This window comes from Streptomyces sp. JH14, from assembly GCF_029428675.1.
GTDB lineage: Bacteria > Actinomycetota > Actinomycetes > Streptomycetales > Streptomycetaceae > Streptomyces.
Genome location: NZ_JAJNEL010000001.1, coordinates 5,440,371 through 5,454,715, shown reverse-complemented (window position 1 = coordinate 5,454,715; position 14,345 = coordinate 5,440,371). Strand labels below are relative to the sequence as shown.

Annotated in this window: 8 protein-coding genes; all 8 read right to left on the bottom strand. The window is 68.4% G+C overall.

All coding sequences use genetic code 11. The features are described 5' to 3' along the window. Window positions 1-227: 227 nt before the first annotated feature. On the bottom strand, window positions 228-611 hold the full coding sequence (locus LRD69_RS24670) for a helix-turn-helix transcriptional regulator (RefSeq protein ID WP_018105285.1): 384 nt from the start codon (window positions 609-611) through the stop codon (window positions 228-230). A 109-nt stretch (window positions 612-720) separates the two neighbouring features. After that, window positions 721-1,230, bottom strand: coding sequence for a CinA family protein (locus tag LRD69_RS24665; protein ID WP_277328722.1), 510 nt, complete (start codon window positions 1,228-1,230; stop codon window positions 721-723). Beyond that, complete coding sequence (gene pgsA, locus LRD69_RS24660) at window positions 1,227-2,015, bottom strand: CDP-diacylglycerol--glycerol-3-phosphate 3-phosphatidyltransferase (RefSeq protein ID WP_277328721.1); 789 nt, start codon at window positions 2,013-2,015, stop codon at window positions 1,227-1,229. Before pgsA ends, LRD69_RS24665 begins: the two co-directional genes overlap by 4 nt. Next, window positions 2,012-3,490 (bottom strand): 30S ribosomal protein S12 methylthiotransferase RimO, encoded by a 1,479-nt coding sequence (gene rimO / locus LRD69_RS24655; protein WP_277328720.1) that lies wholly within the window; start codon window positions 3,488-3,490, stop codon window positions 2,012-2,014. The genes pgsA and rimO overlap by 4 nt, the downstream gene beginning before the upstream one ends. Window positions 3,491-3,620: 130 nt before the next feature. After that, complete coding sequence (locus tag LRD69_RS24650) at window positions 3,621-4,421, bottom strand: helix-turn-helix domain-containing protein (protein ID WP_277328719.1); 801 nt, start codon at window positions 4,419-4,421, stop codon at window positions 3,621-3,623. 249 nt (window positions 4,422-4,670) lie between these two features. Then, complete coding sequence (locus LRD69_RS24645) at window positions 4,671-7,424, bottom strand: DNA translocase FtsK (protein WP_277328718.1); 2,754 nt, start codon at window positions 7,422-7,424, stop codon at window positions 4,671-4,673. A 163-nt stretch (window positions 7,425-7,587) separates the two neighbouring features. Beyond that, complete coding sequence (locus tag LRD69_RS24640) at window positions 7,588-8,265, bottom strand: response regulator (protein ID WP_277328717.1); 678 nt, start codon at window positions 8,263-8,265, stop codon at window positions 7,588-7,590. A gap of 243 nt (window positions 8,266-8,508) precedes the next feature. Further along, window positions 8,509-13,944: a HAMP domain-containing protein gene (locus LRD69_RS24635; protein WP_277328716.1), complete on the bottom strand. Its 5,436-nt coding sequence runs from the start codon at window positions 13,942-13,944 to the stop codon at window positions 8,509-8,511. Window positions 13,945-14,345 lie beyond the last annotated feature (401 nt).

Genomic DNA, 14,345 nt, shown 5'->3' with positions numbered 1-14,345 from the left:
CTGATGCGCCTCATAGCCGTCGACGCATCCCCCACCATGGCACATATGACTTGAAACAGTAATTCGGGATATTCGTCTGATATCCGGCATTTCTGCCGTCAGGCCCGCAACGGACGCATCCGGGTACCCGGCAACGGGCCCCCGCGCACGGCCCCCGCACGCGCGGAAGCCCCGACCGATCCCGAGAGGGACCGACCGGGGCTTCGGCTTCACACCGAGTGTGCGGGTCAGGCGGCGACGACATCCACCGCTTCCGCGGGTGCCTTGATTGTCACCCGTCCCGTCGGCACACCTGCCACCGACGTCACGGAGACGGAATTGAGCATGGGGCGCACCGGTACAGGTACCGGATCGCTGGCTGCTGCCGACTCGGCCAGCTCAGCCAGCGACAGCTCATCGCTCACTTCACGCATGAGCTCGGACATCCGTACGTCAAGCGCGTCGCAAATGGCGGAGAGCAGCTCGGAGGATGCCTCCTTCTGCCCCCGCTCCACCTCGGAGAGATAGCCGAGCGAGACTCGGGCGGACGAGGAGACTTCGCGCAGAGTACGGCCTTGGCGCTGGCGCTGCCGACGCAGCACGTCACCAAGCAGGCGACGGAGCAGAATCATCGGTGGCTCCCTCCTCGGACCGCGTAGCCGCATCCTTCACGCCCCACCGTACCGCCTTGTGCTGCGGCCGTGCGGGGAGCGATGTCGTGTTCACTCTGGGCTGCAAACATCAATTCCCCCCGTTGTGTTCCGTATCCTGTGCGCTCGCATTTTCGCCGAGTTCGCCGGAGAGCAACTCGAGCACGCTCCGTACGCTCTCTCTACGGATGTCCGCCCGGTCGCCGTTCAACCGCAGCGCGGTCACTTTCTCCGCACCGGCCGGCCCCACCACCGCGACATAGACCGTTCCGACAGGCTTGCCGTCCTGCGGCTCGGGTCCCGCGACGCCGGTGGTCGACACACCCCAGTCTGCACCGAGAACGCGTCGCACACCTGCCGCCATCTGCTGCGCGACCTCGGGATCCACCGCGCCGCGGTCTGCCAGCAGGGCCCCGTCCACGGCCAGTACGTCCCGCTTCAGAGGCGTTGCGTACGCCGTCACGGACCCGCGGAAGGACCGCGAGGCACCGGGTACGGAGGTCAGCTCCGCCGCGACCAGGCCGCCGGTCAGCGACTCGGCGACGGCGAGGGTCTCACCACGCTCCACGAGCAGCTGCAGCACCCGGGCCGCGGCAGTCACCGCTCGGTCTCCGCAGGACCGGCGGCACCGGCGGATTTGGACGCCCCGTCGGGCTCAGCGGTCCGGGAAGCCCCATCCCCCTCGGCAGCCCCACGTGTCCCCGAGGCCCCGGCGCTCGGCTCCGCGGCCGCCGCAGCGGCCCGCTCGGCCGCCAGCCCCTTGCGCCGCAGCACAACCGCCTGGCGCACATAGTCGAGCCCGGTGACGACCGTCAGCACGACGGCCACCGCCATCACCCAGAAGCGCAGGGTGGCCAGCGGCCCGGTCAGCGCCAGGACGTACATCCCGACGGCCGTCCCCTGCGCCAGCGTCTTCATCTTCCCGCCGCGACTGGCCGGAATCACCGCGTGCCTGATCACCCAGAAGCGCATCAGCGTGATGCCGATCTCGCGGAAGAGGATCACGCCCGTGACCCACCACGGCAGATCGCCGAGGTACGACAGACAGATCAGCGCCGCGCCCATGATCGCCTTGTCCGCGATCGGGTCGGCGATCTTCCCGAAGTCGGTGACCAGGTTGTACGTGCGTGCCAGGTGACCGTCGAAGAGGTCGGTGATCATGGCAATGGCGAACGCCGCCCAGGCGAACGACCGCCAGGCCGGGTCGTAGCCGCCGTTGTGCAGCAGCAGCACGACGAAGCCGGGCACCAGCAGCAGCCTCACCATGGTGAGGATGTTGGCAATGTTCCACAGGCTGGCCTGATTGACGGCCGCAGTGCCCAGCTTGCCGCCGCGGACCGGCTTCGTGCCGGGTCCACCTGTCGCGGATGCCGGGACTCCCGTCATCTGGCTGCCTCCGCAAGCTCGGAACACTCGGCCACCAGGTCCACTCCCTCGGTGCCCACCACCTTTGCCTCGACCATACGGCCCGGCACGAGGCCCTCGCGCCCGGTGAAGAGCACCTGGCCGTCCGTTTCGGGTGCCTGGTGCGCCGCACGCCCCACCGCACGCGGCTCGTCCTCGGTCGGGTCGACCGACTCGACCAGCACCTGGAGGGACTCCCCGAGTCGTTCCTCGGCGCGCTGCGAGGTCAGCTCCTCGGCCAGCTGCGAGATGTGCGCGAGCCGCTCCGCGATGACGTCGGCGTCCAGCTTGTTCTCGTAACCGACCGCCTCGGTGCCGTCCTCGTCGGAGTACCCGAAGACGCCGATGGCGTCGAGCCGTGCCCCCGTGAGGAAGCGTTCCAGCTCGGCGAGGTCGGCCTCGGTCTCGCCGGGGAAGCCCACGATGAAGTTGGACCGCGCACCGGCCTGCGGTGCCTTGCTGCGGATGGTCTCCAGGAGCTCCAGGAAGCGGTCGGTGTCCCCGAAGCGGCGCATCGCGCGCAGCACACCGGGGGCGGAGTGCTGGAAGGAGAGATCGAAGTACGGCGCCACCTTCGGCGTCGACGTCAGCACATCGATCAGCCCGGGTCGCATCTCGGCGGGCTGCAGGTAGCTGACCCGGATCCGCTCGATCCCGTCGACCTCGGCCAGCTCCGGCAGCAGCGTCTCCAGGAGCCGGATGTCGCCGAGGTCCTTGCCGTACGAGGTGTTGTTCTCGGAGACCAGCATGACCTCCTTCACACCCTGCTCGGCCAGCCAGCGGGTCTCCTGCAGGACGTCCGAGGGGCGCCGCGAGACGAACGAGCCACGGAAGGACGGGATGGCGCAGAACGAGCAGCGGCGGTCGCAGCCGGAGGCGAGCTTCACCGAGGCGACGGGGCTGGTGCCCAGCCGCCGGCGCAGCGGCGCGCGCGGCCCGGACACGGGCGCAACGCCCTCGGGAAGGTCCGCAGGGGCGGGGGCGGCGACCTGTGCGTGCCCGGGCAGCGCGACTGCGGCGTCCTGCCGCTCGGCCGGGCTGATCGGCAGCAGCTTGCGCCGGTCACGCGGGGTGTGCGAGGCGTGGATGCCCCCGTTGAGGATGGTCTGGAGGCGGTCGGAGATGTCGGCGTAGTCGTCGAATCCGAGGACTCCGTCGGCTTCCGGCAGGGCTTCGGCAAGATCCTTGCCGTAGCGCTCGGCCATGCAGCCGACCGCGACCACGGCCTGGGTGCGGCCGTGGTCCTTCAGATCGTTGGCTTCGAGGAGGGCGTCGACGGAGTCCTTCTTGGCGGCCTCGACGAATCCACAGGTGTTGACGACGGCGACATCTGCGTCGGAGGCATTCTCGACGAGCTCCCAGCCGTCCGCTGCCAAGCGGCCTGCGAGCTCCTCCGAGTCCACCTCGTTACGGGCGCAGCCAAGAGTGACAAGGGCGACGGTACGGCGTTCGGGCATGGGCTCAAGACTACTTTGTCCCGGCACTCGCCCCGCCGAGCAGGGTTCCGGCGTCACAGGGAGTGACAAGAGCGCGAGCGCCCGGCAGGATCGCCGGGCGCTCGCGCTCTTGTCATGCACTGTCGGTCGGTCAGCCGACCTCGGGGTCGCCCTTCGTGTACGAGAGCCGCTCGACCTGGCCCGGCTGGAACTTGTCCTCGACCTTCTTGCCGTTGACGAAGAGTTCGATCGCACCGGCGTCACCGAGGACGAGGTCGACGCGCTCCTTGTCCTGGAAGGTCTTGGACTGGCCCTGCAGCAACAGCCCATCGAAGAGCTGCCGGCCGTTGTGGTCCTTGGCGGAGATCCAGCTCTTGCCCGTGGTTGCGCTGAGCTTGACCGTCACCTTGTCCCGGGGGGCCGCGGCGATGGCGCTGTCGGACGGTACGGGTTTGGGGTCGGTGGTCTTGGTCGGCTTCGGCTTCGGGCTCGATTTGTCGGGTGTCGAGCCCTCCGCGACCTGTGTGGTCGCACCGCCGTCGTCACCGCCCTTGAAGAACGTGAAGCCGACGAAACCGATCACGGCGACGATCGCCGCGACCATGGCGGCGGTCCAGTTGGGCCGACGGGGGTCGGAACGGATCCGTTCGGCCTCGAACAGCGGCGCCGCGGGCGTCGGCGCGGGACGGCCGCCGTGCTCGGCGTCGTACTGCGAAACAAGCGGTTCCGGATCTGTGGAGACGGCGCGCGCCAGCGTACGGATATGCCCGCGGGCGTACACGTCGCCGCCGCAGCGGGAGAAGTCGTCCGCCTCGATCGCGTGCACGATGGGGATGCGCACCCGGGTGGACGAGCTGACCTCTTCGACCGTGAGACCTGCGGCGATGCGAGCCTGCTGAAGCGCTCGACCGATCGAAGGCCGGTCGTCTTCGGGGGAGTTGCCGATGGACACGGGGGCGCCTTTCGAGCGTGAGCCACCTGCTGGGTGTTCAGTCTAGGGGGGGTACGAAAGGGTGGGGCAACCGGGAGCAGGACTTTGTACGCCATCGGATTCGAACACCGCCGGACACCAGTGCCGTCGGACTCGAACACCTCGGATACGCACGCCGCCCCAACCGCCGGGCCGCCCTTGAAAGGACATCCTGCTGCCCCTTCCCTCAACTTGACGTACGACCCGACGAAACGGTTGCTTACCGCACCCTTACGAACCAGTTTCCCCGCGGATCTGTGCCAACACCCCATCCAGTTCATCCGGTTTCACCATGACATCGCGCGCCTTGGACCCCTCGCTCGGTCCGACGATGTTCCGCGACTCCATGAGGTCCATCAGCCGGCCGGCCTTGGCGAAGCCGACGCGCAGCTTGCGCTGGAGCATCGAGGTGGAGCCGAATTGGGTGGAGACGACCAGTTCGGCGGCCTGGCAGAGCAGATCCAGGTCGTCGCCGATGTCCTCGTCGATCTCCTTCTTCCGGGCGCTGCCGACCACCACGTCCTCGCGGAAGACCGGCGCCATCTGATCCTTGCAGTGCTGGACGACGGCCGCCACCTCACCCTCGGTGACGAACGCGCCCTGCATACGGGTCGGCTTGTTGGCCCCCATCGGCAGGAACAGTCCGTCGCCCTTGCCGATGAGCTTCTCGGCGCCGGGCTGGTCGAGGATGACGCGGCTGTCGGCCAGCGAAGAGGTCGCGAAGGCGAGCCGTGAGGGCACATTCGCCTTGATCAGACCGGTGACCACATCGACGGACGGCCGCTGGGTGGCGAGCACCAGGTGGATGCCGGCGGCGCGGGCCAGCTGGGTGATACGGACGATGGCGTCCTCGACGTCACGCGGAGCGACCATCATCAGATCGGCCAGCTCGTCGACGATCACCAGCAGATACGGGTACGGGGAGAGCTCCCGCTCGCTGCCCTCCGGCGGCTTGACCTTGCCGTTGCGCACGGCCTGGTTGAAGTCGTCGATGTGCCGGTAGCCGAACGCGGCGAGGTCGTCGTACCGGAGGTCCATCTCCCGGACGACCCACTGCAGCGCCTCGGCGGCACGCTTCGGGTTGGTGATGATCGGCGTGATCAGATGCGGAATGCCCTCGTACGCGGTCAGTTCGACGCGCTTGGGGTCGACGAGCACCATCCGGACGTCGTCCGGAGTCGCCCGCACCATGACCGAGGTGATCAGGCAGTTGATGCAGGACGACTTGCCGGAACCGGTGGCGCCGGCCACCAGCACGTGCGGCATCTTCGCGAGGTTGGCCATCACATAGCCGCCCTCGACGTCCTTGCCGAGCGCGACCAGCATCGGGTGGTCGTCCTCGGCCGCGGCCGCGAGGCGCAGCACGTCGCCGAGGTTGACCATCTCGCGGTCGGTGTTGGGGATCTCGATGCCGACGGCGGACTTCCCAGGGATCGGGGAAATGATCCGGACATCGGGACTGGCGACGGCGTACGCGATGTTCTTGGCGAGCGCGGTGATCCGCTCGACCTTCACGGCCGGGCCGAGCTCCACCTCGTACCGCGTCACCGTCGGTCCGCGGGTGAAGCCGGTGACCGCGGCATCGACCTTGAACTCGGTGAAGACATTCGTCAGGGAGGCCACGATCGAGTCGTTGGCGGCGCTGCGGGTCTTGCCCGGACCGCCGCGTTCCAGCAGATCGAGCGACGGCAGCGCGTACGTGATGTCGCCGGAGAGCTGAAGCTGCTCGGCACGGGCCGGCAGCGGCTGGGACTGCGACCGGTCGGGCGCGGGCTTGGTCAGATCGGGTACACCGCCGAAGGGCGCCGCACGCTTCTCGGACGGGTCCGTCCCCGCCTCCCTCGCGCCGGGCACCGGGGTGCCGGACCGTTCCCGGTCCCGCTCGACGGAGACGCTCTGGGTGAGGTCGGCGACGATCGGCGAGGGCGGCATGCCGTTGAGTACCGCCCCGTCGAGCGCCGCGGCCGCGGCCGCGGCGACGTCCACCGCATCCATGGTCCGGCTCATCGCGGGCTGCACGGAGGGCCTGCGCGGCCTGCGGCGTCTGGAGAGCGCCTCGGCCTCCGCCTGCTCGGGGTCGTACTCGCCGGGCGCCTCGGTACGGCGGGCGGAGGAACGGCGTGAGCGGGCGGGCAGCGCGTCGCGCCACTGCTCGTCGTACCGCTCGTCGTCGCTCTCGTCCTCGAGGTCGTACACGGGCTCGACGATGCCCAGCTTCGTACCGAGCAGTCGCAGCCGCTGCGGAATGGCGTTCACCGGCGTCGCGGTGACGACCAGCAGTCCGAAGACAGTGAGGAGCAGGAGCAGTGGCACGGCGAGGACTTCGCCCATGGTGTAGATGAGCGGCTTGGAAGCGGCCCAGCCGATCAGTCCGCCCGCGTCCTGCATCGCCTCGGTGCCGTCCCCCCGGCCCGGCGATCCGCACGCGATGTGGACCAGTCCGAGCACCCCGACGACCAGGGCGGAGAGCCCGATGACGATACGGCCGTTGGCCTCGGGCTTCTCCGGGTAGAGGATCAGCCGTACGGCGATGGCGCCGAGCAGTATCGGTACGAGCAGGTCGAGCCGGCCGAAGGCTCCGGTGACGAGCATCTCGACGAGGTCCCCGACCGGCCCCCGAAGATTCGACCAGGTGCCCGCGGCGACGATCAGCGCGAGACCGAGCAGGAGCAGCGCGATGCCGTCCTTGCGGTGCGCGGGATCGAGTCCCTTGGCCCCGCGCCCCAGGCCGCGGAACATCGCGCCGATGGCATGGGCGGCGCCGAGCCAGACGGCACGCGCCAGCCGGTACACGCCCCCGGTGGGCGACGGTGCGGGTCTGGGAGCGGCCGCCTTCTTGGCCGGGGCCTTCTTGGCGGGTGCGGTCTTCTTCGCGGCGGCTTTCTTCGCGGGCGCGGCTTTCTTCGCCGGACCCGCGGTACGGCCGGGACGCTTTGCGGTGCCCGCCGTGCCCTGGGAACCCTTGCCGGACGTACGTGAGGCCATGGTGCCGAGGTTACCGGTGTCGGCGGCAGTGAACACCTGTGCCCGTCGCTTCGTTCGGCCGTGTCGCCTTACCGGGCCGTGGAACTGACGCGCCCTCAACCGGTTACACCGGAGGCCCGCCACCGAACGCAGCTTCCGGAGCGGTGAGTTTCGCGAGGACGCGTTACGAGGGAAGCGCCGCCGTGCCGCTTCCGGCGCCGGGCTCCAGCGCGTCGAGCGCGCGCCGCAGTCCCGTCAGCTTCCGTTCGAGATGGGCGGCGGTCGCCACTGCTGCGGCATCCGCCGACTCGTCGTCGAGCTGCTTGGAGAGGGCCTCCGCCTGCTCCTCGACGGCCGCGAGGCGCGCCGAGAGTTCGGCCAGGAGTCCGGCAGGCTCCCTGTCCTGGTCCACACTCGGCCGGCCGCCGCCCTCGAGCTGAAGCCTGAGCAGTGCGGCCTGTTCGCGCAGTTGGCAGTTCTTCGTGTACAGCTCGACGAAGACCGAGACCTTGGCGCGCAGCACCCAGGGATCGAAGGGCTTCGAGATGTAGTCCACCGCACCCGCCGCGTAACCCCGGAAGGTGTGATGCGGACCGTGGTTGATCGCGGTGAGGAAGATGATCGGGATGTCCCGGGTCCGCTCCCGCCGCTTGATGTGCGCGGCGGTCTCGAAACCGTCCATACCCGGCATCTGGACGTCCAGCAGAATGACCGCGAAGTCGTCCGTGAGCAGCGCTTTGAGCGCTTCCTCCCCTGACGATGCCCGTACCAGTGTCTGATCGAGCGCAGAGAGGATGGCCTCCAGCGCCAGCAGATTCTCCGGCCGGTCATCGACCAGGAGGATCTTGGCCTTCGGCACCATGGCCCGTCCTCCTCGCCCCGGAATTGCACCGGGCGCCGCCCCAGGGGACGACTCCCTTGCGTCGTCCGTCCTTGTGCCGGTCATGGTAGCCGCACCCCGCCCGTCACCACACCCTGTCACCGCGATGTCACTGTGCACATACCGAAAACGCGGTGGGAGACCAGAAGGTTCCCCGCGCACCGCCCCCTCACACCCATTCGCGCACACTCGATCAGCAACTTATCGCGATCCACCAATCGACGATCACCCTCCGTGCATCCACTGCTCCATGACGGAGAGCAGATGATCAGGATCAACAGGCTTGGTGACATAGTCGGAAGCGCCGGAATCGATCGCCTTCTCCCGGTCTCCCTTCATGGCCTTCGCGGTCAGCGCGATGATGGGCAGTCCGGCGAACTGCGGCATACGGCGAATCGCCGTGGTCGTCGCATAACCGTCCATCTCCGGCATCATGATGTCCATCAGTACGACCGTCACGTCGTCGTGCTGCTCCAGGACTTCGATGCCCTCGCGCCCGTTCTCCGCGTACAGGACCGAGAGGCCGTGCTGCTCCAGCACACTGGTGAGCGCGAAGACGTTACGGATGTCGTCGTCGACGATCAGCACCTTCTCGCCGCCAAACCGGAACACCCTGCGGGCCTCGGGCTCCTCCTGGCCGGCCGCCGCCCACGGCTCCTGGACCGACCCGGCCGGCGCGGCGCTCCTCGGCGGCAGCGCGGTCCTGCGCTCCATCCCCAGCGCCTTGCGGCGGTGCCGGAACAGCCCCGCGGAACTGACCGGACCGGGCACCGACGGATCGCCGCCCATGCCGTACTCCGCACCGGCCTCCGGAATCAGCCCTTCCTCGACCGCCTGGCCATGCGCCTCGATGGGCCCCGGGCCGATCTGCGGGTAACCCTGCGGCGGCAGTTCGCTGGGGTGGAGCGGCAGATACAGCGTGAAGGTCGAGCCCCTGCCCGGCTCGCTCGCCGCATGGATCTCGCCGCCCAGCAGCCGGGCGATCTCCCGGCTGATGGACAGCCCCAGTCCCGTGCCGCCGTACTTGCGGCTCGTCGTGCCGTCCGCCTGCTTGAACGCCTCGAAGATCACCAGCATCTTGCTGGACGCGATCCCGATGCCGGTGTCGGTGACCGAGAAGGCGATCAGGTCGGCGTCGGCGTCGCGCAGCGAACCGGCTTCGAGGAGCTGCTCACGGATGGCGTGCGGCACATCCGTACTGGCGTGCCGGATCACCAGCTCGACGGCGCCGCTGTCGGTGAACTTCACCGCGTTGGACAGCAGGTTGCGCAGCACCTGGAGGAGCCGCTGCTCGTCCGTGTGCAGCGTCGCCGGCAGCTCAGGCGACACGCGTACGGAGAAGTCGAGCCCCTTCTCCGCGGTGAGCGGCCGGAAGGTCGCCTCCACGTAGTCGACCAGCTGGACCAGAGCGATCCGGGTCGGGCTGACGTCCATCTTGCCCGCCTCGACCTTCGACAGGTCGAGGATGTCGTTGATCAGCTGGAGCAGGTCGGAACCGGCACCGTGGATCGTCTCGGCGAACTCCACCTGCTTCGGCGAGAGATTGCCCTCGGCGTTGTCCGCGAGCAGCTTGGCCAGGATGAGCAGCGAGTTGAGCGGTGTACGCAGCTCATGCGACATGTTCGCCAGGAACTCGGACTTGTAGCGCATCGAGACCGCGAGCTGCTCGGCGCGCTCCTCCAGGACCTGCCGGGCCTCCTCGATCTCGGTGTTCTTCACCTCGATGTCGCGGTTCTGCTGGGCCAGCAGCTCGGCCTTCTCCTCCAGTTCGGCGTTGGAGGCCTGGAGCGCCTTCTGCCGGTTCTCCAACTCCTCGGAGCGGTCGCGCAGTTGCTCGGTCAGTTCCTGCGACTGCTCCAGAAGCTTCTCGGTCTTGGTGTTGACGCTGATGGTGTTGACGCTCGTCGCGATCATCTCGGCGAGCTGGTTGAGGAAGTCGCGCTGGATGTGGGTGAACGGCTGGAACGAGGCCAGCTCGATCACGCCGAGGACCTGCCCCTCGAAGAGCACCGGCAGCACGATCACATGGGCGGGCGGTGCCTCGCCCAGCCCCGAGGAGATCTTCAGATAGCCCGGCGGCACGTTGTCCACCTGGATCGTCCGCTTCTCCTCCGCCGCCGTACCGATGAGCGTCTCGCCGGGCCGGAAAGACGTCGGCATCGAGCCCGCGGAGTAGCCGTAACTGCCCCGCATGCGGAGCACGTACGCACCGTCCTTGTCGCCGTCCGCCACCACCGCGTCGGCGTCGCCGGTCGGCATGGCCAGGAAGAACGCCCCGTGCTGCGCCGAGACGACCGGAGTCAGCTCGCTCATGATCAGCGAGGCGACGTCGTCGAGATCGCGGCGCCCCTGCATCAGACCGGAGATCCGGGCGAGGTTGCCCTTGAGCCAGTCCTGCTCCTTGTTGGTGGCCGTCGTGTCGCGCAGGTTGGCGATCATCGTGTTGATGTTGTCCTGCAGGGCCTGGATCTCGCCGGCCGCGTCCACGTCGATCTTGAGGTTGAGGTCGCCACGGGTCACCGCGGTGGCCACGGCCGCGATGGCCCGCACCTGACGGGTCAGGTTCCCGGCCATCTCGTTCACGGACTCGGTGAGATCGCGCCAGGTGCCGTCCACGTCCCGGACCCGGGCCTGGCCGCCCAGCTGCCCCTCGGTGCCCACCTCACGGGCCACCCGGGTCACCTGCTCGGCGAACGACGACAGCTGGTCGACCATCGTGTTGATGGTGTTCTTCAGCTCCTGGATCTCACCGCGGGCGTCGATGTCGATCTTCTTGGTGAGATCGCCCTTGGCGATGGCCGTGGTGACCGTGGCGATCTGGCGGACCTGACCGGTCAGGTTGGACGCCATCGAGTTCACCGACTCGGTCAGGTCCTTCCACGTACCGGAGACGCCAGGGACCCGCGCCTGGCCGCCCAGCTCCCCCTCCGTGCCCACCTCACGGGCGACTCGCGTCACTTCGTCGGCGAACGAGGACAGCGTCGTCACCATCGTGTTGACGGTGTCGGCGAGTTCGGCGACCTCGCCGCGCGCCTCGACGGTGACCTTCTTGGTCAGATCGCCGTTGGCGACGGCGGACGAGACCCGGGAGATGTTCCGCACCTGACTGGTCAGGTTGTTGGCCATCAGGTTGACGTTCTCGCTGAGGTCCTTCCAGATACCCGTCGCACCGCGCACCCGGGCCTGGCCGCCCAGGATGCCCTCGGTACCCACCTCGCGCGCGACTCGCGTCACCTCGTCCGCGAAGTTGAGCAGCTGGTCGACCATCGTGTTGACGGTCGTCACCAGTTCGAGGATCTCGCCCTTGGCGTCGACGGTGATCTTCTTGGAGAGATCGCCCTTCGCGACCGCGGTGGTGACCTCGGCGATGTTGCGGACCTGCATGGTCAGGTTGTTCGCCATGCCGTTGACGGACTGGGTGAGGTCCTTCCAGGTGCCGGACACGCCCTGTACCTCGGCCTGGCCGCCCAGAATGCCTTCCGTACCCACCTCACGGGCGACCCGCGTCACCTGCTCGGCGAAGTTCGACAGCTGGTCCACCATCGTGTTGAGGGTGTTCTTCAGCTCCAGGATCTCGCCACGGGCGTCGACGTCGATCTTCTGGGACAGGTCGCCGCGCGCCACCGCCGTCGCGACCTGCGCGATGTTACGGACCTGAGCGGTCAGGTTCCCCGCCATGCCGTTCACCGAATCGGTGAGGTCACGCCACACACCGGCCACACCGGGCACCTGCGCCTGCCCACCGAGCCGCCCGTCCGTGCCCACCTCACGGGCCACCCGGGTCACCTGCTCGGCGAAGGCGGAGAGCTGGTCGACCATCGTGTTGATGGTGTTCTTCAGCTCCAGAATCTCACCGCGGGCGTCGACGTCGATCTTCTGGGACAGATCGCCCCGCGCCACCGCCGTCGTCACCTGTGCGATCTGACGCACCTGGGAGGTCAGGTTCCCCGCCATGAAGTTGACGGAGTCGGTGAGCTCCTTCCAGGTACCGGAGACTCCGTCGACCCGTGCCTGGCCGCCGAGCCGGCCCTCCGTGCCCACGTCCCGCGCCATGCGCGTCACCTGGTCGGCGAAGGACGACAGCTGCGACACCATCGTGTTGACGGTGTTCTTCAGCTCCAGCATCTCGCCGGCCACGTCCACGGTGACCTTCTGCGACAGATCGCCGTTCGCCACCGCGGTCGTCACCTGCGCGATGTCGCGCACCTGACCCGTCAGGTTCCGGAACGCCGTGTTCACCGAATCGGTGAGGTCCTTCCACGTACCCGCCGCGCCCGGCACCTCGGCCTGGCCGCCGAGGCGGCCCTCGACACCGACCTCCCGGGCGACCCGGGTCACTTCCGAACCGAAGGACTGCAGCTGGTCCACCATCGTGTTGACGGTGTTCTTCAGCTCCAGCATCTCGCCGGCCACATCGACCGTGACCTTCTGCGTCATGTCGCCGCTGGCGACCGCCGTGGTCACCTGCGCGATGTCGCGCACCTGCGTCGTCAGGTTCCGGAAGACCGTGTTCACCGAATCGGTGAGGTCCTTCCACGTACCCGCCGCGCCCGGCACCTGGGCCTGGCCGCCGAGCAGACCCTCGCCACCGACCTCGCTGGCCACCCGCGTCACTTCGTCCGCGAAGGTCCGCAGCGTCTCGGTCATCTGGTTGATGGTCTCGGCGAGCTGCGCCACCTCGCCGCGGGCGCTCACCGTGACCTTCTGTGACAGGTCACCGTTGGCGACCGCCGTCGTCACCTCCGCGATGCCACGCACCTGCGACGTGAGGTTTCCGGCCATCGTGTTGACGGAGTCGGTGAGGTCCTTCCACACCCCGGCCACGCCGGGCACCGTCGCCTGTCCGCCGAGCTCGCCCTCCGTGCCCACCTCGCGGGCGACCCGGGTCACCTCGGAGGAGAACGACGACAGCTGGTCGACCATCGTGTTGACGGTGTTCTTCAGCTGGAGCATCTCACCGGCCACATGGACGGTGACCTTCCGTGACAGATCCCCCTTGGCGACCGCCGTCGTGACCAGGGCGATGTCACGCACCTGCGCCGTCAGCCGGTACGCCATGGTGTTGACGGAGTCCGTGAGGTCCTTCCAGGAACCGGACATTCCGCGCACCTGGGCCTGCCCGCCCAGCTTGCCCTCGGTCCCCACCTCGACCGCCACCCGCGTCACCTGCTCGGTGAACACCGACAGCTGGTCGACCAGGTTGTTGACCGTACGGGCAACCTTCAGGAACTCGCCGCGCAGCGGCCGCACGGTCTCGTCCGCCGTGTGCGACCGGAGCTCCATCCGCTGCTCGAGATCACCGTCGGCGACCGCCGAGAGCACCCGCCCGACCTCCGACACGGGCCGCGCCAGATCGTCGACCAGCTCGTTCGAGGCATCGATGGCTGCCGCCCAGGAGCCCTCGCAGGCCCCTGTCTCCAGCCGCTCGGTCAGCTTTCCCTCGCGCCCGACCACGCGACGTACCCGTGCCAGCTCTCCGGTGAGATGGAGATTGCGGTCGGCGACCTCGTTGAAGACCGCGGCGAGCTCCGTCATCACGCCGTCGCCCGAGACCGTCAGACGCCTGCGGAAGTTCCCGTCGCGCATCGCCACCAGGCCCGCGAGCAGCCTGTTGAGCGCTGCCGCGTCCACCTCGATCGTTCCATTGCGCTGTTTCTTCACGGACTGTCCGCCTCTTGTGCGCGTTCCTGATCCCCGCGCCGCCACGCCAGACTCCACCGTGTCCCTCCCGCAGGGGTTGACCGTATCGCTCGGGCCTTAACTGGGAGCTTGCCCAGATCCACATTGGCTCACCGCCACTGCCCACCGTCGACGGGTGACCATGCGGACGTCAAATCGTTGAAACCTACCAGGCCGCAACGGACCGGGGTGCAACCTCCAACGGTTGTCCCTCATCCCTCCGTTGGGAAGCCCACACTTGTCCGCTCACCGACCACTTCCTGGTCGCCCTTGCCCGAAGTCGGCCCTCGTGTACCCGGAACAGAGACCGAGCGTCTAGCCTGGCAGGCGAATCGAAGCGGCGAGAAACGGGCACAGGACTCGGGAAAGCGACGAGACACCAT

Excerpts from the sequence above, each read along its gene's own strand:
- pgsA (WP_277328721.1), bottom strand. The coding sequence starts at position 2,015 with ATGACGGGAGTCCCGGCATCCGCGACAGGTGGACCCGGCACGAAGCCG.
- LRD69_RS24670 (WP_018105285.1), bottom strand. The coding sequence starts at position 611 with ATGATTCTGCTCCGTCGCCTGCTTGGTGACGTGCTGCGTCGGCAGCGC.
- LRD69_RS24645 (WP_277328718.1), bottom strand. The coding sequence starts at position 7,424 with ATGGCCTCACGTACGTCCGGCAAGGGTTCCCAGGGCACGGCGGGCACC.
- LRD69_RS24640 (WP_277328717.1), bottom strand. The coding sequence starts at position 8,265 with ATGGTGCCGAAGGCCAAGATCCTCCTGGTCGATGACCGGCCGGAGAAT.
- rimO (WP_277328720.1), bottom strand. The coding sequence starts at position 3,490 with ATGCCCGAACGCCGTACCGTCGCCCTTGTCACTCTTGGCTGCGCCCGT.